At 61.9% G+C, this 21337-nt stretch carries 21 protein-coding genes and 3 tRNA genes; 9 read left to right on the plus strand and 15 right to left on the minus strand.

Annotated elements, in window-relative coordinates; genetic code table 11:
• Nucleotides 1-10 precede the first annotated feature (10 nt).
• From IC609_RS11965 to hemP, 3 genes are read left to right on the plus strand one after another with little or no spacing between them, the layout of a single operon-like run.
• Nucleotides 11-697: a Fe2+-dependent dioxygenase gene (locus IC609_RS11965; RefSeq protein WP_191819712.1), complete on the plus strand. Its 687-nt coding sequence runs from the start codon at nt 11-13 to the stop codon at nt 695-697.
• Between the two features lie 18 nt (nt 698-715).
• Entirely contained in the window at nt 716-1801 is a 1086-nt protein-coding gene (locus IC609_RS11970) for an alpha-hydroxy acid oxidase (RefSeq protein WP_191819713.1), read from the plus strand.
• Complete coding sequence (gene hemP, locus IC609_RS11975) at nt 1798-1980, plus strand: hemin uptake protein HemP (RefSeq protein WP_191819714.1); 183 nt, start codon at nt 1798-1800, stop codon at nt 1978-1980. Before IC609_RS11970 ends, hemP begins: the two co-directional genes overlap by 4 nt.
• A gap of 44 nt (nt 1981-2024) precedes the next feature.
• Here the strand turns inward: hemP and ahpF are convergent, their stop codons facing one another.
• The 4 genes from ahpF to cfa form a co-directional block, all read right to left on the minus strand.
• Entirely contained in the window at nt 2025-3575 is a 1551-nt protein-coding gene (ahpF, locus tag IC609_RS11980; RefSeq protein ID WP_191819715.1) for an alkyl hydroperoxide reductase subunit F, read from the minus strand.
• Between the two features lie 161 nt (nt 3576-3736).
• The gene (gene ahpC / locus IC609_RS11985) at nt 3737-4300 is read right to left on the minus strand and encodes an alkyl hydroperoxide reductase subunit C (RefSeq protein WP_191819716.1); all 564 of its coding nucleotides are present in this window, start codon (nt 4298-4300) and stop codon (nt 3737-3739) included.
• Nucleotides 4301-4400: 100 nt separating this feature from the next.
• Nucleotides 4401-4790 carry a DUF423 domain-containing protein gene (locus IC609_RS11990; RefSeq protein WP_191819717.1) on the minus strand — a complete coding sequence of 130 codons (390 nt, stop codon included), beginning with the start codon at nt 4788-4790 and terminating at the stop codon, nt 4401-4403.
• A 26-nt stretch (nt 4791-4816) separates the two neighbouring features.
• Nucleotides 4817-5986: a cyclopropane fatty acyl phospholipid synthase gene (gene cfa, locus IC609_RS11995; RefSeq protein ID WP_191819718.1), complete on the minus strand. Its 1170-nt coding sequence runs from the start codon at nt 5984-5986 to the stop codon at nt 4817-4819.
• A gap of 144 nt (nt 5987-6130) precedes the next feature.
• Between cfa and IC609_RS12000 the strand changes: the two genes are divergently transcribed.
• The 3 genes from IC609_RS12000 to IC609_RS12010 all read left to right on the plus strand — a co-directional run bounded on the left by IC609_RS12000 (nt 6131) and on the right by IC609_RS12010 (nt 9876).
• The gene (locus IC609_RS12000) at nt 6131-6889 is read left to right on the plus strand and encodes a 3-hydroxyacyl-CoA dehydrogenase (protein ID WP_191819719.1); all 759 of its coding nucleotides are present in this window, start codon (nt 6131-6133) and stop codon (nt 6887-6889) included.
• A gap of 84 nt (nt 6890-6973) precedes the next feature.
• Nucleotides 6974-8776: a gamma-glutamyltransferase family protein gene (locus IC609_RS12005; RefSeq protein ID WP_191819720.1), complete on the plus strand. Its 1803-nt coding sequence runs from the start codon at nt 6974-6976 to the stop codon at nt 8774-8776.
• 116 nt (nt 8777-8892) lie between these two features.
• A complete protein-coding gene (locus IC609_RS12010; RefSeq protein WP_333473688.1) occupies nt 8893-9876 on the plus strand; it encodes a Bug family tripartite tricarboxylate transporter substrate binding protein in 984 nt (327 codons plus the stop codon).
• A 60-nt stretch (nt 9877-9936) separates the two neighbouring features.
• On the opposite strand, the gene acs is transcribed toward IC609_RS12010, so the two are convergent.
• Nucleotides 9937-11898 carry an acetate--CoA ligase gene (gene acs / locus IC609_RS12015; protein ID WP_191819721.1) on the minus strand — a complete coding sequence of 654 codons (1962 nt, stop codon included), beginning with the start codon at nt 11896-11898 and terminating at the stop codon, nt 9937-9939.
• A gap of 179 nt (nt 11899-12077) precedes the next feature.
• Between acs and IC609_RS12020 the strand changes: the two genes are divergently transcribed.
• From IC609_RS12020 to murI, 3 genes are read left to right on the plus strand one after another with little or no spacing between them, the layout of a single operon-like run.
• Nucleotides 12078-12680 (plus strand): TIGR00645 family protein, encoded by a 603-nt coding sequence (locus IC609_RS12020; protein WP_191819722.1) that lies wholly within the window; start codon nt 12078-12080, stop codon nt 12678-12680.
• Nucleotides 12681-12715: 35 nt separating this feature from the next.
• Nucleotides 12716-14269: a fumarate hydratase gene (locus tag IC609_RS12025; RefSeq protein WP_191819723.1), complete on the plus strand. Its 1554-nt coding sequence runs from the start codon at nt 12716-12718 to the stop codon at nt 14267-14269.
• 50 nt (nt 14270-14319) lie between these two features.
• A complete protein-coding gene (murI, locus tag IC609_RS12030) occupies nt 14320-15174 on the plus strand; it encodes a glutamate racemase (RefSeq protein ID WP_191819724.1) in 855 nt (284 codons plus the stop codon).
• Between the two features lie 14 nt (nt 15175-15188).
• Here the strand turns inward: murI and IC609_RS12035 are convergent, their stop codons facing one another.
• From IC609_RS12035 to IC609_RS12080, 10 genes are all read right to left on the minus strand, one after another.
• A complete protein-coding gene (locus IC609_RS12035) occupies nt 15189-16487 on the minus strand; it encodes an MFS transporter (protein WP_333473689.1) in 1299 nt (432 codons plus the stop codon).
• Between the two features lie 78 nt (nt 16488-16565).
• A complete protein-coding gene (locus tag IC609_RS12040; protein WP_191819725.1) occupies nt 16566-17192 on the minus strand; it encodes a DUF6806 family protein in 627 nt (208 codons plus the stop codon).
• Between the two features lie 18 nt (nt 17193-17210).
• Nucleotides 17211-17302, minus strand: a tRNA-Leu gene (locus IC609_RS12045).
• Nucleotides 17303-17368: 66 nt separating this feature from the next.
• On the minus strand, nt 17369-17749 hold the full coding sequence (locus IC609_RS12050; RefSeq protein WP_191819726.1) for an MAPEG family protein: 381 nt from the start codon (nt 17747-17749) through the stop codon (nt 17369-17371).
• Nucleotides 17746-18654, minus strand: coding sequence for a sterol desaturase family protein (locus IC609_RS12055; RefSeq protein WP_191819727.1), 909 nt, complete (start codon nt 18652-18654; stop codon nt 17746-17748). The genes IC609_RS12050 and IC609_RS12055 overlap by 4 nt, the downstream gene beginning before the upstream one ends.
• A 121-nt stretch (nt 18655-18775) precedes the next feature.
• A tRNA-Cys gene (locus IC609_RS12060) sits at nt 18776-18849 on the minus strand.
• 70 nt (nt 18850-18919) lie between these two features.
• Nucleotides 18920-18995 (minus strand) — tRNA-Gly (locus IC609_RS12065).
• A 100-nt stretch (nt 18996-19095) separates the two neighbouring features.
• Nucleotides 19096-19467, minus strand: a complete 372-nt coding sequence (locus tag IC609_RS12070) for a hypothetical protein (RefSeq protein WP_191819728.1) — start codon at nt 19465-19467, stop codon at nt 19096-19098.
• A 125-nt stretch (nt 19468-19592) separates the two neighbouring features.
• Nucleotides 19593-20573 (minus strand): Bug family tripartite tricarboxylate transporter substrate binding protein, encoded by a 981-nt coding sequence (locus IC609_RS12075; RefSeq protein ID WP_408611035.1) that lies wholly within the window; start codon nt 20571-20573, stop codon nt 19593-19595.
• A gap of 163 nt (nt 20574-20736) precedes the next feature.
• Nucleotides 20737-21273, minus strand: a complete 537-nt coding sequence (locus IC609_RS12080; RefSeq protein ID WP_225224132.1) for a PAS domain-containing protein — start codon at nt 21271-21273, stop codon at nt 20737-20739.
• Between the last annotated feature and the right edge of the window lie 64 nt (nt 21274-21337).

Here is a 21337-nt window from a genome sequence, read left to right on the forward strand (position 1 = left end):
CAAGGCCACCATGATCCTGCACCTGCCCCAACTGCTGAACGCCGACGAAGTGCGGACCGCCCGCGCCCTGCTGGGCGATGATGCGCCCTGGATCGACGGTCGCAGCAGTGCGGGCGGTCAGGCCCTGGCGCAGAAAAACAACCTGCAGCTGGCCCAGGACAGCGAACACGGCCGCGACTTGCAGCGCCTGTTGCTGAGCACGGTGCAGCGCGAACCCCTGCTGCTGTCGGCCGCCCTGCCCCGGCGGATCTTCAACCCGCTGTTCAACCGCTACGACAGCCAGCACAGCCATTACGGCGCCCACGTCGATGGCGCGGTGCTGCGCTCGCAGGCCACTCAGGAATGGGTGCGCACCGACCTGTCTTGCACCGTCTTCCTCAGCGATCCACGAGACTACGACGGCGGCGAGCTGCGCGTGCAGGACCACGGGGGTGAACGCTGCTTCAAGCTGGCAGCGGGCGACGCCATCCTCTACCCCGGCACCCGGGTGCACGAGGTCACCCCGGTCACCCGGGGCGTGCGGCTGGCCAGCTTCTTCTGGATCGAGAGCATGGTGCGCAGCGAAGAACAGCGCCGCATCCTGTTCGACCTGGACATGAACCTGCTGCAGCTGCGTGCCCAGCTGGGTGAAACCGCCCAGACGACCGCCCTGACCGGCATCTACCACAACCTGCTGCGCCAGTGGGCCAGCACCTGAGCCAGCCGCCCCCAAGCCATGAACCATCACCCCGTCAACCTGCACGACCACGAAGCGCTGGCCCGTGCCACGCTGGGCGAAGCGGCCTGGGCGTACTTTTCGGGGGGCGCTGCCGACGAAATCACGCTGCGCCAGAACACCCAGGCCTGGCAGGACATCGCTCTGGCACCCCGGGTGCTGCAGGACGTGCACAACGGCCACACGCGCATCGAGTTGCTGGGGCGCACCTGGCCCACCCCGGTGCTGGTCGCCCCCATGGCGCACCAGCGCTGGGCCCACCCCGATGGCGAAGCGGCCATGGCGCTGGCCGCCGCTGCACAGGGCTGCGGCATGGTGCTGTCCCACCAGACCAGCACGCCTTTGCAGAGCGTGGCCGCACTGGTGCGCGGCGAACCCGACCGCGGCCCCTTGTGGTTTCAACTCTACGGGCAGGCAGACCACGGCGCACAGGGCGAGCTGATCGCTGAAATCGAGCACGCCGGCTACGAAGCCATCGTGCTGACCGTGGATGCACCAGTGCAAGGTGTGCGTGACCGCGAGCGCCGCCTGGGCGCAAGCCTGCCTCTGCCCGAACACGCCCGCCCCGTGCACTGGCCAGCCACACCGCCCGAGAACCCCACAGGGCTGTGCGCCGGGCACGCCAACACGGCCCTGACCTGGGCCAATGTGGCCCGGCTGCAGGAACAAACCCGCTTGCCGGTGCTGCTCAAGGGCATCACGCACCCGCTGGACGCGCAGCAGGCCGCTCGGCTGAACGTGTCCGGCCTGATCGTCAGCAACCACGGTGGGCGCACGCTGGACACCGTGCCTGCCAGCGCGTGGCTGCTGCCCCGCGTGGTGGACGCGGTGCAGGGTGATGCGGCCGTGCTGGTGGACGGCGGCATCCGCCGCGGCACCGATGTGTTCAAGGCCCTGGCCCTGGGCGCCCACGCGGTGCTGGTGGGTCGCCCCTGCCTGTACGGGCTGGCCCATGCGGGCGCACGGGGCGCAGCCCATGTGCTGCGGCTGCTGCGCGACGAACTGGAGGCGACGATGACCCTGTGTGGCTGCAAAACCCCGCTGGACATCGGGCCCGATCACCTTCACCTGCCTGCCCGACCATGAACAAGCCAGCCCCCCAGACAGCAGGCCCACAGGCGCAGCCCGCCAGGGCAACGCCGCCACCGCGCACCATCGACAGCCAGACGCTGTTCGGCAACGCCAGCCAGGTGCTGATCGCGCACCAGGGCGAAACCTACAAACTCCAGATCACCCGGCAAGGCAAGCTGATCCTCACCAAATGAAAAAGCGGACTGCAAGCAGTCCGCTTTCAGACCCGCAGCCAAGCTCAGTGGCGAATCAGGTGGTCAAAGGCGCTGAGCGCGGCCTTGGCCCCTTCGCCTGCGGCGATCACGATCTGCTTGTAGGGCACCGTGGTGCAGTCACCTGCGGCAAACACGCCGGGCACATTGGTGTGGCCCTTGGCGTCCACCACGATCTCGCCGAATTTGCTCAGCTCCGCCGTTCCCTTGAGCCACTCGGTGTTGGGCACCAGACCAATTTGCACAAATACACCCGCCAATTCGACATGGTGTTCGGTGCCGGTGGCGCGGTCCTTGAAGCGTATGCCATTGACCTTGCTGCCGTCACCGGTGATCTCGGTCGTCTGGGCATTGGTGTGCACCGTCACATTGGGCAGGCTGTTGAGCTTGTTGACCAGCACGGCGTCGGCCTTGAGTTGATCTGCGAACTCGATCACGGTGACGTGCTCGACGATGCCCGCCAGATCAATCGCGGCCTCGATGCCCGAGTTACCGCCGCCAATGACGGCCGTGCGCTTGCCCTTGAACAGCGGGCCGTCGCAGTGCGGGCAGTAGGCCACGCCCTTGTTTTTGTACTCGGCTTCGCCGGGCACGTTCACATTGCGCCAGCGGGCACCGGTCGACAGGATCACGGTTTTGGCCTTGAGCGTCGCGCCGTTTTCCATCTGGATGTGTACCAAACCGTCGGCCCCTGCGGGCGTCAGCTTGTCGGCACGCTGCAGATTCATGATGTCCACGCCGTAATGGCGCACCTGCGCTTCGAGCGCGGCAGAAAACTTGGGGCCGTCGGTTTCGAGCACCGAGATGTAGTTTTCAATCGCCATGGTGTCGTTGGTCTGCCCGCCAAAGCGCTCGGCAGCCACGCCCACACGGATGCCCTTGCGGGCGGCATACACAGCAGCTGCCGCACCGGCGGGGCCACCGCCCACGATGAGGACTTCATAGGGGTCTTTGGCATCCAACTTGGCCGCTTCGCGCTTCGCTGCGCCCGTGTCGAGCTTGGCCACGATTTCTTCCACGCTCATGCGGCCCGAGCCGAACACCTGACCGTTCAAAAACACCATGGGCACCGCCATGATCTGGCGCTCTTCGACTTCTTTCTGGAAGGCACCGCCTTCGATCACCACGGTCTTGACCTTGGGGTTGAAGATGGCCATGAGCGACAGGGCCTGCACGACGTCCGGGCAGTTGTGGCAGGTCAGGGACATGTAGACCTCGAAGCTGAAGTCACCGTCCAGGGCCTTGATGCTGTCAATGACTTCGGCCTCCACCTTGGGCGGATGGCCGCCCGTCCACAGCAGGGCCAGCACCAGCGAGGTGAACTCGTGGCCCAGCGGCAAACCGGCAAAGCGCACGCCTTGTGTCTCGCCCTCGCGTGCCACCACAAATGAGGGCTTGCGCGCATCGTTGCCCGAGGTGTCGAGCGTGACCTTGTCGGACAGGCTGACGATGGTCTCCAACAGGCTCTTCATGTCGGTGCCGGTTTCGCTGTCGTCCAGTGACGCGATCAGGCGGATCGGCTGGCGCAGCAAGCCAAGGTATTGCTGCAATTGGGCTTTGAGGGTGTCGTCGAGCATGGTTTTCTCCTGTTTCAGGGTGCACACATCCAGGGCCTCGCTTGTGGCGGGGCCTCGGAAAAAGGGGTTTTGGGGGAATCGTTGAGGACAGCGCACACCCGGCTGGTGGCCTTGTTGCGCTGTGCTCAACGCCCTGCCAGGCAGGGCGCCGAAGTCAAGAATTAGATCTTGCCAACCAGGTCAATGGAAGGAGCCAAAGTCTTGGCGCCTTCTTTCCACTTGGCGGGGCACACTTGGCCGGGGTTGGCGGCGGTGTACTGGGCAGCTGTGAGCTTGCGCAGGGTCTCGGACACGTCACGGGCGATTTCGTTGGAGTGGATTTCCACGGTCTTGATCGTCAACTCGGGGTTGATGATGAAGGTGCCGCGCAGTGCCAGGCCTTCTTCTTCGATGTGCACGCCAAAAGCGCGTGTCAGGGCGTGTGTAGGGTCACCGACCAATGGGAACTTGGCTTTGCCCACAGCAGGCGAAGTCTCGTGCCAGACTTTGTGCGAGAAGTGCGTGTCGGTGGTGATGATGTACACCTCGGCGCCGGCTTTCTGGAAAGCAGCGTAGTTGTCAGCAGCGTCTTCGATTTCTGTAGGGCAGTTGAAGGTGAACGCGGCGGGCATGAAGATGAACACGTTCCACTTGCCTTTGAGGCTGGCTTCGGTCACTTCGATGAATTTGCCGTTGTGGAAAGCGTTGGCTTTGAACGGTTGCACTTGGGTGTTGATCAGGGACATGGTGTTTCCTTTGGGCTTGGTTGATTAAAAAAAACTATCAAATGAGAAATCTCATAGGAATTAATGTAACCTGGGTCGGGTAGTTTGTTGATTAGTAGTTTCAATGACGCCGATTGCCCAGCCAGACGCCCAGCCCCAAACTGAGCCAGGACAGGATGAAGGCCGAGCCACCCCAGGGGACGGCGGCGCGGGCAGCGTCCCAACCCCAAATCAGACGGGCATAAAGGTTCAGGCAAAACAGCAGCGTGCCCGCCAGCATCAAGCCACCCGAGGCGGTCAGCCAGGGAGACTGCACTCGGACCGTCAGCAGTCCGACCAGAATGAGTCCCAGCGCATGGAATTGCTGCTGCGCCAAAGCGGTGGTCAGGGTGGAAGCGCCCGCCTGCAAGGCTGGCAGGTGGGCGGCCGCCGCAGACAGGGCCACCGAGGAAGCAGCGCTCAAGGCCCCCAGCACAATGAAGACACGGGCTTGCACGGGCAAAGCAGACATGGACGCTTTCTGGAGGCACAGGCCTCTCACATGGGTGGGCGGCGGTACCCTCCCTGCACCCCTGAGGGCGAAAGCACCACCTGCCACAACTGGTTGTCGCGGGCCCTGAATGTACCAGCGCAGCACAACAAGTAGTAACGCCACATGCGGTAAAACCGCTCGCCGTAACGCTCTTTGAGCCGAGGCCAGGCCGCCTCAAAGCGTTCATGCCAAGCCATCAGGGTCTTGTCGTAATCGGCGCCAAAGTTGTGCCAGTCCTCCACCACAAAATCCGGCTCGGCGCAGTACGCCAGCTCGGCCGCCGAGGGCAGCACCCCATTGGGAAAAATGTAGCGCTCAACCCAAGGGTCCAGGATGCGGCCACTTTGCTTTTTGCCAATGGTGTGCAGCAAAAACAGGCCCTCGTCATGCAGGCTGCGGCGCGCCATGTCGAAAAATGCCGGGTAGTTTTTGTGGCCCACATGCTCGAACATACCTACCGACGCCACCCGGTCAAAGCGCAAGCGCCCCAAGGGGTTGAACTGGCGGTAGTCCGCCAACTCAAAACTCACGGGCAGGCCCTTGGCCCGGTCCAGCCCCCAGCGGACCTGTTCACGTGAGACGGTCAGCCCCACGCATTGCACGCGGTGGTGCCGGGCCGCATGCAGCATCAGGCTGCCCCAGCCGCAACCGATGTCCAGCAGCGTCATGCCTGGCTCCAGCTGCAATTTGCGACAGATCAGCTCCAGCTTGGCCTCCTGCGCCTGCTCCAATGTCCCGGCATGGGCCCAGTAAGCACAGCTGTAGGCCATGCTGGGGTCGAGCATGGCGGCATAGAGGTCGTTGCCCAGGTCGTAATGAAAGCGCCCCACCTGCCAGGCGCGGGCCTCCGTCTGCAAATTGGTCAGCCGGGCCCGCAACGCAGCCCACCACCAGCCGGGCTGCCCGGCCTGCGCGTCCAGCCGACCACTCAGGATGCGGCGGATCAGCTCGTCCACCTGGTCGCAGTCCCACCAACCATCCATGTAACTCTCACCCAGACCGATGCTGCCTTGCGCCAGGATGCGATCCAGCGTGCCCGGGTGGTGGACACGCATGTCCCAGGGGCGTCCCCCATTGACCATGATGCCCACACTGGCCAGCAGCTCCCGCGCGCGCTGGTCCCGGTCGGTGCGCCTGGACCGCTGAACGTCCACCCACTCCAGATCTGAACCCATGCTTGCTCCTCGTCCAATGAGAACTTCATCCTAGGCACGACACCCTGAGAGGGAAATTGATCTCCCGGTCTATACCGGGTGGTCAGCGGCGAGCAGATGTGCATAATTGACGTTTACGTTAACGTCAACCAAAAGGAGCGAAGCATGGACATTCAAGGCAAGGTTTTCATCGTCACAGGCGGCGCATCGGGCCTGGGCGAAGGCACAGCACGCATGCTGGCGGCCAACGGCGGCAAGGTCGTGATTGCCGACATGCAGACAGAAAAAGGCGAAGCGATCGCCAAAGAACTGGGCGGTGCCTTCGTCAAGTGCGACGTGAGCAACGAAGCCGACGGCCAGGCCGTGGTGGCCCAGGCCGTGTCCATGGGCAAGCTGGTGGGTCTGGTCAATTGCGCAGGCATCGCCCCCGCCGAAAAAACAGTGGGCAAGAACGGCGCGCACAGCCTGGCCGTCTACACCAAGACCATCATGGTCAACCTGGTGGGCACCTTCAACATGATCCGTCTGGCGTCCGAAGCCATGTGCAAGAACGAGCCCGAAGCCACCGGCGAGCGCGGCGTGCTGATCAGCACCGCCAGCGTGGCCGCCTACGACGGGCAGATCGGCCAGGCGGCTTACGCCGCGTCCAAAGGCGGTGTGGTCGGCATGACGCTCCCGATCGCCCGCGACCTGTCGCGCAACGGCATCCGCAACATGACCATTGCCCCCGGCATCTTCGGCACGCCCATGCTGTTTGGCATGCCCCAAGAAGTGCAAGACGCGCTGGCTGCAGGTGTGCCCTTCCCCAGCCGCTTGGGCACGCCCCAGGACTACGCCAAGCTGGCCAAGCACATCATCGAAAACGACATGCTCAACGGCGAAGTGATCCGCCTGGACGGTGCCATCCGGCTGGCTCCAAAATGAGCTGAGGTATCAGGTTGCATTTCAAAAGGCCCCTCGGGGCCTTTTGTTTTTGGCGAGGCTGCGCAAGCACTACACTGGGTCACCATGCGCCCCTTCTTGAGCCTGATCACCCTCGCACTGTTGACTGCCTGCGCTACGCAAGCTCCGGTCAGCCATTGGCGCTACACCATCCCTGAACAACCCGAATCGGCCAGCGGTTACACCGAAAAACCCGGCTGGGCCATCACCCGGCAGGCGGTGGCGGCGGCCAACCCGCTGGCCACCGATGCGGGGCACCAAATCTTGCGGGCAGGAGGCTCGGCGCTTGACGCGGCGATTGCGGTGCAGCTGGTACTTGGGCTGGTGGAGCCGCAGTCCAGCGGCATTGGGGGCGGCGCATTTTTGCTGCACTTTGACGGCCAGCGCGTGCAGGCCTTTGACGGACGGGAAACCGCGCCCGCAGGCGCGCACAGCGACCAGTTTCTGAACACTGACGGCAAGCCCCTGCCTTTTGACGATGCGGTTTTGAGCGGCCAGTCGGTGGGGGTGCCTGGCGCGGTGCGCATGCTCGAAGCCGCTCACCGCCAGCATGGCGCCCTGCCCTGGGCGCAACTGTTTGCGCCTGCCATCACGCTGGCCGAGCAAGGCTTCAAGGTCAGCCCCCGCCTGCACACCCTGCTGCAGGCCGACCCACACCTGCGAAAAGACACGCTGGCAGCGCGCTTTTTCTACACCCCACAAGGCCAAGCTTGGCCCGTGGGCCATGTGTTGCGCAACCCCGAATACGCCCATGTGTTGCGCCGCATTGCCGCCGAGGGCAGCCGCGCCTTGCACGAAGGTCCAGTGGCCCAGGCCATCGTGGCACGCACCGCGCAAGCCCCCCGCCCGGGCAGCCTCAACCTGCAAGACCTGCGCGATTACCAGCCGCGTGAGCGCAAAGCGCTCTGCTTTGACCATGTGGCCCGTGCACGCGCCTACCGGCTGTGCGGCTTTCCACCGCCCTCGTCGGGGCACATCGCCATTGGGCAAATCTTGGGGCTGCTCAGCCACACCACGGCCCAAGGCCCGGAGCTGGTGGATGGCCTGCCCTCGCCCGACTGGCTGCACCGTTACACCGAGGCCTCGCGCCTGGCCTTTGCCGACCGGGCGCAATACGTGGCCGACCCCGACTTTGTGAGCGCACCGGGGGGTGACTGGCGCAGCCTGCTGGCCCCCGACTACCTGCAGCAACGCAGCCAGCTGATCGGTGGCCAAGCCATGAAAGTGGCCCCAGCGGGCCAACCCGCGGCCAGCCCAAGCGCTTTCGCGCCCATGCCGACGCAACCCGAATACGGCACCAGCCACATCAGCGTGGTCGATGCGCAAGGCCGCGCCGTGGCCATGACCACCACCATCGAAGCCGCCTTTGGCTCACGCCGCATGGTGACCACCGACCCGGCGCGCCCGGGAGGCTTTTTGCTCAACAATGAACTGACCGATTTCAGCCTGGCACCCGCCGACGCGCAGGGCCGCCCTGTGGCCAACCGGGTTGAGCCCGGCAAACGCCCGCGCTCGTCGATGTCGCCCACGCTGGTGTTTGACCAAGCCACTGGCCAACTGGTGCTGACCGCTGGCAGCCCGGGTGGGGCCATCATCATCCACTTCACCGGCAAAGTGCTGGTGGGCACCCTGCACTGGGGCTTGAACGTGCAGCAGGCGGTGAACCTGCCCAACTTTGCGAATCTGGGCGGACCTGTCCTGCTGGAAAGCCAGCGCTGGCCTGGCAGCACCGTGCAAGCGCTGCAAGCCCGAGGGCACGAGGTGCGACAGAGCGACATGACGAGTGGGCTGCAAGCGATCGAGCGGACACCCACGGGCTGGTTTGGTGCCGCTGATCCTCGGCGCGAGGGTGTGGTGCGCGGGGACTGAGGCACGGGCGGTGGCCCTGGTCGCCCACGTGACCGCATGAGGGAACTCCCGATGCAGGCCGCCTTGGCCAAGGGCCATACTGTGCGCTGAATCAGACATCCGATCAGGAGAGCCTTGTGAAAAACAACCCGACCACACGCCGCCAGTTTGTGCAAACCGGCATCGCCAGCGCCGCTACCCTGGCGCTGCCCGTACTGGCTCAAGCGCAAACCTTCCCGACACGCCCACTCAAACTGATTTGCCCCTGGCCTGCGGGCGGGTCCAGCGACATCGTGATGCGTGCGCTGGCCGAAGGGGCCACCAAGGTGCTGGGCCAGCAAGTCGTCGTCGAAAACAAGCCCGGTGCCAGCGGCATGCTCGGCCCCAACGAACTGGTCAAGGCCGCACCCGACGGCTACACCCTGTCTCAAATCACCATTGGCGTGGCGCGCCTGCCGCACATGCAGAAAATGCAGTTTGACCCACTCAAAGACTTCACCTACATCGCTTGCCTCACGGGTTACACCTTCGGCATCGTGGTCAAGGCCGACTCGCCCTTCAAGACCATCAAGGACCTGGTCAACTACGCCAAAGCCAACCCCGGCAAGTTCAACTACGGATCGACTGGTAACGGCACCACGCCCCACCTGGCGGTGGAAGAGTTCGCGAGCAAGGCGGGCATCCAGCTCACGCATGTGCCTTTCAAGGGCAGCTCGGATGGCTTGCAGGCCCTGCTGGGTGGCCACATCGACGCCCACAGCGATGCCACAGGCTGGGCGCCCCACGTCGAAGCAGGCACCATGCGCCTGCTGGCCACCTACGGCAGCAAGCGCACCAAGCGCTGGCCCAAAGTGCCCACGCTCAACGAGCTGGGCTACGACACGGTGTCCGACTCCCCTTTCGGCATCGCTGGTCCCCGAGGCATGGACCCCAAAGTGGTCCGCAAGCTGCAAGACGGTTTCAAGAAAACGTTGAGCGACCCCGGCGTCATGGCCGCTTTCGAGAAGTACGACCAGCCCGTGATCTACATGGACAGCGAGGAGTACACCCAGTTCATCCTCGCCAGCTATGTCAAGGAAAAGCGCCTGATTGAAAAGCTGGGGCTGGGCATGAAGTCCTGAGCCCTCCAGGCCCCAAGAAAAACGGCAGCCAAGGCTGCCGTTTTTTGCTGCATCAGCAGATCAATACGCCTGACCCAGCTGCCCCAGGATGTGGGGGTTTTCCAGCGTGGAGATGTCTTGCGTGATCTCTTCGCCTTTGGCCAGCGAGCGCAGCAGGCGGCGCATGATCTTGCCCGAACGGGTCTTGGGCAGGTTCTCGCCAAAGCGGATGTCCTTGGGCTTGGCGATGGGGCCGATTTCCTTGGCAATGTGGTCGCGCAGTTGTTTGGCAATCGCCTTGCCCTCGTCGGTGTTGGGCAAAGCGCGCTTGAGCACCACAAAGGCGCAAATCGCTTCGCCCGTGGTGTCGTCAGGGCGGCCCACGACGGCGGCTTCGGCCACCAGCTCGGTGCAGCTGACCAGCGCAGATTCGATTTCCATCGTGCCCATGCGGTGACCAGAGACGTTCAGCACGTCGTCGATGCGGCCAGTGATGGTGAAGTAACCGGTCTTCTCGTCACGGATCGCACCGTCGCCCGCCAAGTAGTACTTGCCTTTGAAGTCTTCGGGGTAGTAGCTCTTCTTGAATCGCTCGGGGTCACCCCAGATGTTGCGGATCATGGAAGGCCATGGGCGCTTGACCACCAGGATGCCGCCTTGGCCATTGGGCATGTCTTCGCCGGTTTCACTCACGATGGCGGCCTGGATGCCGGGGAACGGCAATGTGCAGGAACCTGGGACCATGGGCGTGACACCCGGCAGCGGGGTGATCATGTGGCCACCGGTTTCGGTCTGCCAGAAGGTGTCCACGATCGGGCAGCGGCTACCGCCCACGTGCTCGTAGTACCACTCCCAAGCGGCAGGGTTGATCGGCTCACCGACCGAACCCAAGAGGCGCAGGCTGGAGAGGTTGTAGCTCTTGGGGTGCACAGCGTCGTTGGCTTCCGCGGCCTTGATGAGCGAGCGGATGGCGGTGGGCGCGGTGTAGAAGATCGAAACCTTGTGGTCCTGGATCATCTTCCAGAAGCGGCCAGCATCGGGGTAAGTGGGCACGCCTTCAAACACGATCTCGGTACCACCCAAGGCCAAGGGGCCATAAGTGATGTAGGTGTGGCCCGTGACCCAGCCAATGTCGGCGGTGCACCAGAACACATCGTCTTGCTTCAGGTCGAAGGTCCATTTGGTGGTCAAAGCAGCGTGCAGGAGGTAGCCACCCGTGCTGTGTTGAACGCCTTTGGGCTTGCCAGTCGAGCCAGAGGTGTACAGCAGAAACAAAGGATGCTCTGCGCTCACCCACTCAGGCTCGCAGGTGGTGGCCTGCTGGTCGGCCACATCGGCCATCCACAGGTCACGGCCTGCGGTCATGGCGATGTCGGCGCCCGAGCGCTTGACGACCAGCACGTTCTTGATGGCGTCGCAGCCGCCCAGGGCGATGGCTTCGTCCACGATGGATTTGAGGGGCAGCAGCTTGCCACCGCGCACCTGGTTGTCGGCAGTGATCACGGCCACAGCGCCCGTGTCTTCGATGCGGTCGCGCAGCGACTGGGCCGAGAAGCCACCGAACACCACCGAGTGGGTGGCACCGATGCGGGCACAGGCCTGCATGGCCGCCACGCCTTCGATGGACATGGAGATGTAGATGACCACGCGGTCACCTTTCTGGATGCCCAGGCTCTTCAAGGCGTTGGCGTACTGGCAGGTTTTGGCCAGCAGCTGGCTGTAGGTGACTTTGGTCACTTCACCGCCATCGGCTTCGAAGATGATGGCGGTCTTGTCGCCCAGGCCTTTTTCGACGTTGCGGTCCAGGCAGTTGTAGGAGGCGTTCAGCGTGCCGTCTTCGAACCACTTGAAGAAAGGCGCATTGGACTCGTCGAGCACCTTGGTGAAAGGCGTCTTCCAGCTGATCAGCTCTTTGGCCAGGCGACCCCAGTAGCCCTGGTAATCGGTTTCGGCTTCCTTGCACAGGGCTTCGTAGGCGGCCATGCCAGCGACATGCGCTTTCTGAACGAAATCTGCACTGGGTTGGTAAATGGTGGCACTCATCTGATTTGTCTCCTCAATGACATGGCGTGTTTTGAAACTGATGCAAATGTCTGCTTTCGCTCTTACAAAGCACTGACTGACATCAGGCTTGCACAATAGGGGCCACACCCCGGAGCTCTAAGGCCTAAAATCCGGGTTTGCCCGATGTGAACAGACGTTGGACGAATTTCAGGAAAACCATGGCCAAACGCTCACCCAACCCACAAAGTTCCTTGAGTTCCTTGAACAACTTCATCTTCGCCAGCCGCTGGCTTCAGCTGCCGTTGTATCTCGGCCTGATTGCCGCACAAGCGGTCTATGTGTTCCATTTCTGGGTTGAGCTGGTGCACTTGCTCGAAGCCGCCTTTGGCAACCAACACGCCCTGCAGGCCTTGGTCAGCAGCATTGGTTACAAAACGGACGCGTCTGTCACGGCCCTCAATGAGACCGTCATCATGTTGGTCGTGCTGGGCTTGATCGACGTGGTCATGATTTCCAACTTGCTGATCATGGTGATCGTCGGCGGCTACGAAACCTTTGTCTCGCGCCTGAACCTTGAAGGTCACCCCGACCAACCCGAGTGGCTGGACCATGTGAATGCCTCGGTGCTCAAGGTCAAGCTGGGCACGGCCATCATTGGCATCAGCTCGATCCATCTGCTCAAAACGTTCATCAACGCTGCCAATTACGACGAAAAAGTGCTGATGTGGCAAACCATCATCCACATTGCCTTTTTGCTCAGTGCCATCGCGATTGCCTATGCGGACCGCCTGATGTCCCACCACGGCAGCGCTGAACACTGATCCAACCCAGTTTTTTGACTTTTCCGGGAAACACCATGACCACACTGATCAAACAAGACGACCTGATCGAATCGGTAGCCGCTGCACTGCAGTACATCAGCTACTACCACCCCGCCGACTTCATCTCGCACCTGGCCAGCGCTTACGAGCGCGAGCAAAGCCCAGCGGCCAAAGACGCGATCGCGCAGATCCTGACCAACAGCAAGATGAGCGCCTACGGTCACCGCCCGATCTGCCAGGACACGGGCATCGTCAACGTGTTCCTCGAAGTGGGCATGGATGTGAAGTTCGACGGCTTCATCGGCAGTCTGGAAGACGCGGTCAACGAAGGCGTGCGCCGTGGCTACAACCACCCCGACAACATGCTGCGCGCGTCCGTCGTGTCAGACCCGCACTTCAACCGCAAAAACACCAAGGACAACACCCCCGCCGTGATCTTCACCAAGATCGTGCCCGGCCACCATGTGCACGTGACCGTGGCGGCCAAGGGCGGCGGCAGCGAGAACAAGTCCAAGATGATCATGCTCAACCCCGGTGACAGCATCGTCGACTGGGTGCTGAAAACCGTGCCCACCATGGGCGCAGGCTGGTGCCCGCCCGGCATGCTGGGCATCGGCATTGGCGGTACGGCCGAAAAAGCCGTGCTCATGGCCAAGGAAAGCCTGATGGACGACCTGAACATGTACCAGCTGCTCGAAAAATCGAGCAAGGGCGAGAAGCTCGACCAAGTCGAAGAAATGCGCCTAGAGCTGTACCACAAGGTCAACGCCCTGGGCATTGGCGCGCAAGGCCTGGGCGGCCTGACCACCGTGCTGGACATCAAGATCAAGATGTACCCCACGCACGCGGCCAGCAAGCCCGTGGCCATGATCCCCAACTGCGCAGCCACCCGCCACGCGCACTTTGTGCTCGACGGCTCCGGCCCCAGCTACCTTGAAGCGCCATCGCTCGACCTGTGGCCCAATGTGGGCTGGACGGCCGATACCGAAAAGAGCCAGCGTGTGGACCTCAACACCCTGACGCCCGAGCAGGTCGCCGCCTGGAAACCTGGCCAGACCCTGCTGCTCAACGGCAAGATGCTCACGGGTCGTGATGCCGCGCACAAACGCATCCAGGACATGCTGGCCAAGGGCGAGCCGCTGCCAGTGGACTTCAAGAACCGCGTGATCTATTACGTGGGCCCGGTCGACCCCGTGGGCGACGAAGCTGTGGGCCCCGCAGGCCCGACCACCGCCACGCGCATGGACGGCTTCACCGAAATGATGTTGGCGAACACCGGCCTGATTGCCATGATCGGCAAGGCCGAGCGCGGCCCGGTGGCCATCGAAGCCATCAAAAAGCACAAGTCGGCTTACCTCATGGCTGTGGGCGGCGCGGCTTACCTCGTGTCCAAAGCCATCAAACACGCCAAGGTGGTGGGCTTTGCCGACATGGGCATGGAAGCCATCTATGAGTTCGACGTGGTCGACATGCCCGTGACGGTGGCCGTCGATGCCGGCGGCACCAGCGCCCACATCACCGGCCCGGCCGAATGGCAAAAGCGCATCGCCACGGGCGAGTTCAAGGGCATCGGCGTCACAGCGGCCTGATCGCAGCGCAAAAAAGGCCGCCATCGCGGCCTTTTTGACAGATCCACAGAATGACTCTTGCAGCACACCCCATCGGCGTGTTTGACAGCGGCATCGGCGGCCTCAGTGTGCTCAAGGCCCTGCATGCGGCGCTGCCCCACGAGCATTTTGTGTACCTGGCCGACAATGCCCACGCGCCTTATGGCGAAAAAAGCGATCTGCAAGTGCGTGAGCGCACCCACGCCATTGCCGAGCACTTGATCGCAAAACACCAGATCAAGGCGCTGGTGGTGGCCTGCAACACGGCCACCGCTGCCGCCATCCATGAGCTGCGTGTGCGTCACCCGCATTTGCCGCTGGTGGGGGTGGAGCCTGCGCTCAAGCCCGCTGTCGCCTTGAGCCAGACGCGCCGCATCGGTGTGATGGCCACACGCGGCACGGTGGGCAGCGACAAATTTGCACGCTTGCTGGCGAGTCAGCAGGACCAGGCTGAATTCGTGGTGCAGGCCTGCAATGGTTTGGCTTTGGCCATCGAGCAAAGTACCCTGCCTCAGCACGAGGAGGCAGCGCAGCAACGCATCCAGGATCTGCTGGCGACCTACACCTCGGGCATGGGTGACTTCGGCTCTGCAGCTGGGCAAATGGACACCCTGGTGCTGGGCTGCACGCACTATGTGTTTGCACAAGACGCGCTGCAAGCACTGCTGGGCCCGTCGGTTCAGCTGGTCTCAACAGGCGAACCCGTCGCTCGCCAGACGCGCAGGCTGCTCGAAGCAGCAGGTCTGTTGCGCTTGGGGCCCGCGCCGCTGTCAGCGGCAGCACGCATGCAACTGTTCACCACAGGTGACCTGCACGGGCTGCAAGCAGCGGCCCAGCGCTGGCTGGGCTTACCTGCCAGCAGCTGCCACGCCGCCCACGGCGTCTGATCGCCCAAACCGGCTCAGGCTTGGGCTGTGCGCTGCCCACGCGCCATGTCCACTGGACGCAGCAAGATGAGACCCAACAAAAACAGCAAGGCCGTCGAGGCGATGGCCAGGCGTTGGTTGCCATCGGTCAGCCAGGTGATGAGGCCATAGCTCAGCGGTCCCACGATGCTCGCCAGTCGGATGGCGAAGGTCCACAACCCAAAGAATTCAGCCATGCGCGCTGGCGGCACCAGCACACCCGCCATGGCACGGCCTGCCGACTGGCTCGAGCCCATGCACACACCCGCGACCGCTGCTGCCCACCAGAACATGCCCTTGGTGGTCGACAAAGCGGCCAGTGCACAGGTCAGGACCCAGCCCAGGATGGTCAGCGCCAGCGCCCGTTTGTGGCCCAACGCATCCTGCACATAGCCAAACACAAAGGCCCCCGCAAAAGCGGCGATGTTGAGCACGAAGATCAGCACCATGGTTTCCTGCGGAGCAAAGCCAATGACCTGCTCGGCATAGATGGCGGCCAGCGAGATGGCCACAGCCACGCCGGCCTGGTAGGCCACGGCGCAGGCCATGAGCTGCTTGAAGTCCTGGTAAGGCGCCACCTCGCGCCAGGTCCGGCGCAATTGCACCAGGCTGGCGAACACGCCCTCAGGGCGGGCGGCATCGGGTTGCGGCGCAGCGTGCTCGCGCATCAGGGCAAAGGTCACGAGCGCTGCAGCGCCATAAATGCCCGCCGTGATCAACATGGTGACGGGCACAAAGCTGGCCGCAGGCTCGGAGCGGGCCTGCGCCGATAAGACATAGGCCAGGCAAATGCCTAAGGCCAGCATGCCGCCGATGTAGCCCAGCGCCCACCCCCAGCCACTCACACGGCCCATGGCCTCAGGCTTGGCCAACTCGGGCAAAAACGATGCGGTCAAGGACTCGCCGTAGGAATAAAACGTGTTGGACACCACCAGCAACACCAGCCCCAGAGCCACCTGGCCTGGTCCGACCCAGGCCAACGCGGCCGTGGACAACACGCAGCCAGCCGTGAAAATCATCAAGAGCCGCTTTTTGGCCGCACGACGATCGGCCCAGGCGCCCAGACCCGGCATGGTCAGCATCACGATGGCATAAGACAGACTCAGGCCCACGGTCCAGGCCAGCGTGGCCCAGCTGGCACCACCCGCGACCCCGCCCACAAAGTAGGCGGCAAACACGGCGGTGATGACCACCGTGGTGTAGCCGGAGTTGGCAAAGTCGTACATGGCCCAGCCCAACACCTCACGCGGGCGCACGCCGGGATTCAAACTTTCAGCAGAAAAAAGGGGCTTCACCGGATCGTCTCCTCAAGCGCAGGCAGCAGCGCCTGCATGGCGAGGATTGTGAAGCCAAAAAGCCTCAGCCGCGTGACATCAGTGCAAATGACGCGGGCGACGGCCACCGCCGCCGTGGCCGTTGCCACCGCCCGGGCCACGGGGCGGCTTGCCAATGTCCAAGGAGCTGACGAGGTTGTCAAAACGCTGGCTGAACAGCTTGTCGATTTCAGCGACCACACCACCCAGCTCAGAGCCATCAAAGTGGCGCTCCATCATGTTGACGACATCGTGCACCAGCAAATCGCGCTGGGCCTGCATGATGGCGCCCGGGTCCGGGCCCACAAACAGCATGACAAAGTCGTCGCGCGACTCGCCGCCCTGTGCTTCGTCTTCTTCGTCAAACTCGGCGTCGTAGAAAGTGACCTCGATCTGGGCGCCTGCAGCCGAGAGTTCATTGAGGTTCATGCACAGGTCATCGAGCACCATGCGGAAATCGTCGTCGCCACGCACCGTCCAGCACATCTGCAAACGGTGGTTGGAGCTGTCAAAACGGATGCCGGGCTCTTCTTCGTAGAGGCTGGCTGACCCTTCTCCAAAAGAACGGGCTCCGGCGTATTTCCACAGCGGTTTGAGCGCTTCGTGCAACGCGGCCGAATCGGTTTCGGGCTTGATAGGCACATCACCATGCACATGAATTTCAAACGGGGCGTGTGGGTGGGTCATGGTGTCGCTCTGTGATGCTGGTGCCCCGGGCCGGAATCGAACCGGCACGCCCCAATTACGGAAGCGGCGGATTTTAAGTCCGATGTGTCTACCAATTTCACCACCGGGGCAAGGCCTCTATTGTGCCTTGATTCCCCCCGGTTTCTGCTCGGCGCGTGAAGTTGTCGGCCGCGGATTCAGGCCAGCATGGCCAAGGCATACAAAGCCAGGACGCACAGGTAGCCCACAGCCCAAAACAGGGAGCGCAGACTCGCGCGATCGGAGACATAACACGCGATGTACATCACGCGGGCCAGTACGAAGACAATGGCCAATGCGTCAATGCGGCTCGTGTCGGCGCCTGCCTGCAATGCCAGCAAGACACCTGCCGCAAAAAACGGGAAGGCCTCAAAGCTGTTGGCTTGCGCCGCGTCGGCGCGGGCACGCCGCCCGGTTTGCATGGCCATCCAGGCGCGTGGATCGTGGTTGTCATAACCCTTGGCACCTGCTTTGGCGATGCCGGCGGCGATCACAGGCAAGACGCCTGCGATCAAAAGGCAGAGATAGGACCATTTCATGCTGTCGTTCCAGTTTGCGATGTGGGTGAAACGGCTGCAGTCGCGGGGCCTTCATAGATCGAGCCTCCGAACTTCAGCGCGGTGTGCTCGCGCGAGGACTGCAGCAGCGGGAAAAACATCTGGTGGTACCAGCGCTCCTGGCCAAACAGTTTGTCATCGATCAGGCCGACTCGTTCCGGAAATTTGCGGGTGATCAAGGCACTGCCAAAGATCTGGTCCCAGATGAACAACAGGTTGCCAAAGTTGCCCTTGTAGTGCCCGATGCCGTCTTCGTTGGTGATGGCGTGGTGTGCCCAATGCGTGGCAGGCGTAGAAATGGTGCGCTCGAGCACCCACATCAGCGGGCGCAGCGCCGGAATGCGGTACAGCGGCTCGTCCCAGCGCCAGGCACAGTGGGCGCCCAGGATCACGAACAGTTTGACCACGACATACATGGCATAAACCATCCCCCCCACGCCCAGGTACAGCAGTGCGCCAGCAAACCAGAGGCCGGGCATCATCAGGTAATAAAAGAAGTTGTTGCGGAACGTCACCCGAATGCTCATGTACTCGGCCGAGTGGTGCGCGCGATGCAGCGGCCACAGCAAAGGTGAGTGCGACAGGCGGTGCCACCAGTATTGCGTGAGGTCATCCGCCAGAATCAGAATACCCACCATGGCCCACCAGGGCCAGTCGGCCAGCATGCCCTTGTATTGCGGCGCCAACCACGCACCGAGCTTGCTGGTCGTCAGGATGGCGATGGGCTGCGTGATGGCCAACAAGCTCAGAAACATGAACAGTTCCAGCTTGGTGTCGTTCCCCGTCGCATGGACCGTGTCGCGGTATCTGCGACTGATGAATTCCATGATCGCAAACCCTAGAATCAAACAAACCACCAGCAAGTTCTGAATTTGGGAGGCATTCATCCAAACACTCCTTTTGCGACCAAAGCACCAATTTAGTGCTTTATGGGCACAGGCGTGATGGTGTTACTACTGAGGTGGCCCAAGAAAAAAGCCACTGACAAAAAGTCAATGGCTTTGTGATTGGAGGCGCGGGCCGGAGTCGAACCGACCTACACGGATTTGCAATCCGGTGCATAACCGCTTTGCTACCGCGCCACGTTCTGACAAAAAAGGGAAGCGCGTGCTTCCCTTTTTGCTGGAAGATGTTGGCACTTCTTCCGATGTTTGGAGCGGGAAACGAGGCTCGAACTCGCGACCTCAACCTTGGCAAGGTTGCGCTCTACCAACTGAGCTATTCCCGCATAAGTGAAGCTCGAATTATATGCCAAAAAAACACCGCTGTTTTGCAGGCCGTACGAATTTCTGCACAGAAGGCGCACAAGCCCTGTTCACATCGCCTTATCAAAAGAGGCCTGCCTGATCGGGATCGGCAGATGAGACCCCCTTGGATGAAGTTTTGGGTAACGTCTTTCGCGGCATGGGGACCAGGTCCAGCAGCGCAGGCATGGCTTGTGCGGCTGGCGCATGCACAACGCCCTCCGCAGTCTCGCCGCTTGCCACGACCTCAGCCGGCCAACGCTTGAGGCGTTTGAGTTCGCCACGGTTCATGCAACGGTAAACCGCCAACGGCGCCGACTCACCCGAGGCACGCAGGACGACGTACCCCTTACCCAGGTGCGTGACACGGGCACTCTTACCGTCGACCTGTCGGTCATCGCCGGCTGCGCGTGTTCGGTAATAAGCCGTGATCGCTCTGATCAGTAATTCATCCATATCCCATCCATTCAGTCTGGAAAATGCAGTTTATCAACATCATGTCTGCCAACCTATAGTTGACCAACCAATGGTTGATCAACATATGGTCGGTTAACCTTATGTTGGTTGACTGTGTTATGGCATCATTCGTCCTTGATGGCTGCACGCTGGGCCACGGTCTGCATGCGAGGCAACTCGTTTTGCATCCGCGCCGTGACCGCGGCTGCGCTACCCCAGTTGGGCTGCAGCCCCACATCGACCAGTTTGGCACGCACCTCAGGCAAGGCCAGCACATCCGCCAGGTTTTTTTCGAGCTTGTGCCGAACTGCTGCAGGCAAATCCTTCGGGGCCATCAAGGCAAACCAGGAACTGATTTCCACATTCGGGTAACCCGCCTCGCCCATGGTGGGCACATCGGGCAAAGTTTTGAGTCTTTGCGCTGCAAACACGGCCAGCGGCCGCACCTTGCCTGCTTTGATCAGCGGCATGGAAGCCACTATCGTGTCCGAGGCCACTGAAACCTGCCCCCCCATCAAAGCGGTCAGGCTCGGGCCGCTGCCGTTGTAAGGCACGTGGGTCATCTGGATACCTGCGGCCGACTTGAGCAACTCTGCGGCGAAATGCACTGTGGAGCCCGTGCCGAACGAGCCGTAATTCAAGGCATTTGGATCGGCTTTGGCCTGGGAAACCATCGCAGCCAGCGAAGCCGGACCCGAGGGTCCGGCGACCAGCAGCAGCTGCATGTCGGCAACCATGCCAATCGGCGTGAAGCTGTTGATGGGGTGATAGCTCAATTTTTCTCGGATCACCGGGTTGAGCACCAACGTGGAATTGGACGCCAGCAGCAATGTGTAACCATCCGCAGGCGCTTTGGCCACCTGTGAGGCGGCCAGCACAGTACCAGCCCCGGGTTTGTTTTCCACCACGACCGACTGCCCCAGCTTCTCTTGCATCGACACGGCAAGCAAACGGCCCAGCACATCGGTGGCACCACCTGCGGCAAATGGAATGACCAATTTGACGGGTTTCTCGGGATAGGTCGCCTGCGCCAAGCACGTGCCCCCTGAGCATGACAGCATGGCGGCCACAGCTGCCGAGACAAACCAACGTTTTTTCATCTGCATCAAGTTTTCCTCAATGAATCAATCAGAACAAAGTCAGTCTGGATGTTGATCCAAGTTCCTGGCAGATAAGGTCACAAAGGTGGCAAAAAAAATGCCTCAGTGGCATGGCCACTGAGACTTGTATGGCCTGAATGTTGCAGATCCCGGCGGCTTGCGCTCCAACTCAAATCCCTTGCAGATTCAGAACAAAATCGTCATAAGAGGTATTTTGGGCAGCCAACGCATCCATCAACAGTTGTGTCGATGCTGCGATCGCATCCCGGCTGCCCGCGTCTTTTTCAACTTGAAGCATTCGGCGGTACAGGGGCTCAATCAACACGAGGGCCGAGGGATTGGGTTTGCGACGAACAGAAAAGTACCCCAGCAACTGCCCCTGAACATCGTAGGAAGGTGTCACATTGGCAAAGACCCAATAAAAACTGCCGCTTTTGGCGATGTTCTTCACAAATGCAAAGACTTCTTGCCCCGCATTCAATCGATCCCACAAGAGCTTGAATACAGCACGAGGCATGTCCGGGTGCCGGACGATGTTGTGCTGCACCCCCAGCAACTCATCTTCACTGAAGCCGGAATAATGGTTGAACGCGCGGTTGCCATAAGTGATACGGCCCTTCGGATCCGTTTTGGAAACGATCAGGTCACCATCACGCATGACGATTTCCTGCTTATTCGGGGTGATGCGCAATTGGGTCATGGCCATCTGTGTTTTGAGATGCCACGGATTGTCTGCACAGACTCAGGTCAAAGGCTTGATGTATGTCAAC

The organism is Limnohabitans radicicola, assembly GCF_014837235.1.
Lineage (GTDB): Bacteria > Pseudomonadota > Gammaproteobacteria > Burkholderiales > Burkholderiaceae_C > Limnohabitans_A > Limnohabitans_A radicicola.

What these genes read in the sequence shown, in the direction of transcription:
- IC609_RS11965 (WP_191819712.1), top strand. Translation starts at nt 11, where the DNA reads ATGATCCTGCACCTGCCCCAACTGCTGAACGCCGACGAAGTGCGGACC.
- IC609_RS11970 (WP_191819713.1), top strand. Translation starts at nt 716, where the DNA reads ATGAACCATCACCCCGTCAACCTGCACGACCACGAAGCGCTGGCCCGT.
- hemP (WP_191819714.1), top strand. Translation starts at nt 1,798, where the DNA reads ATGAACAAGCCAGCCCCCCAGACAGCAGGCCCACAGGCGCAGCCCGCC.
- ahpF (WP_191819715.1), bottom strand. Translation starts at nt 3,575, where the DNA reads ATGCTCGACGACACCCTCAAAGCCCAATTGCAGCAATACCTTGGCTTG.
- ahpC (WP_191819716.1), bottom strand. Translation starts at nt 4,300, where the DNA reads ATGTCCCTGATCAACACCCAAGTGCAACCGTTCAAAGCCAACGCTTTC.
- IC609_RS11990 (WP_191819717.1), bottom strand. Translation starts at nt 4,790, where the DNA reads ATGTCTGCTTTGCCCGTGCAAGCCCGTGTCTTCATTGTGCTGGGGGCC.
- cfa (WP_191819718.1), bottom strand. Translation starts at nt 5,986, where the DNA reads ATGGGTTCAGATCTGGAGTGGGTGGACGTTCAGCGGTCCAGGCGCACC.
- IC609_RS12000 (WP_191819719.1), top strand. Translation starts at nt 6,131, where the DNA reads ATGGACATTCAAGGCAAGGTTTTCATCGTCACAGGCGGCGCATCGGGC.
- IC609_RS12005 (WP_191819720.1), top strand. Translation starts at nt 6,974, where the DNA reads ATGCGCCCCTTCTTGAGCCTGATCACCCTCGCACTGTTGACTGCCTGC.
- acs (WP_191819721.1), bottom strand. Translation starts at nt 11,898, where the DNA reads ATGAGTGCCACCATTTACCAACCCAGTGCAGATTTCGTTCAGAAAGCG.
- IC609_RS12020 (WP_191819722.1), top strand. Translation starts at nt 12,078, where the DNA reads ATGGCCAAACGCTCACCCAACCCACAAAGTTCCTTGAGTTCCTTGAAC.
- IC609_RS12025 (WP_191819723.1), top strand. Translation starts at nt 12,716, where the DNA reads ATGACCACACTGATCAAACAAGACGACCTGATCGAATCGGTAGCCGCT.
- murI (WP_191819724.1), top strand. Translation starts at nt 14,320, where the DNA reads ATGACTCTTGCAGCACACCCCATCGGCGTGTTTGACAGCGGCATCGGC.
- IC609_RS12040 (WP_191819725.1), bottom strand. Translation starts at nt 17,192, where the DNA reads ATGACCCACCCACACGCCCCGTTTGAAATTCATGTGCATGGTGATGTG.
- IC609_RS12050 (WP_191819726.1), bottom strand. Translation starts at nt 17,749, where the DNA reads ATGAAATGGTCCTATCTCTGCCTTTTGATCGCAGGCGTCTTGCCTGTG.
- IC609_RS12055 (WP_191819727.1), bottom strand. Translation starts at nt 18,654, where the DNA reads ATGAATGCCTCCCAAATTCAGAACTTGCTGGTGGTTTGTTTGATTCTA.
- IC609_RS12070 (WP_191819728.1), bottom strand. Translation starts at nt 19,467, where the DNA reads ATGGATGAATTACTGATCAGAGCGATCACGGCTTATTACCGAACACGC.
- IC609_RS12075 (WP_408611035.1), bottom strand. Translation starts at nt 20,573, where the DNA reads ATGCAGATGAAAAAACGTTGGTTTGTCTCGGCAGCTGTGGCCGCCATG.
- IC609_RS12080 (WP_225224132.1), bottom strand. Translation starts at nt 21,273, where the DNA reads ATGGCCATGACCCAATTGCGCATCACCCCGAATAAGCAGGAAATCGTC.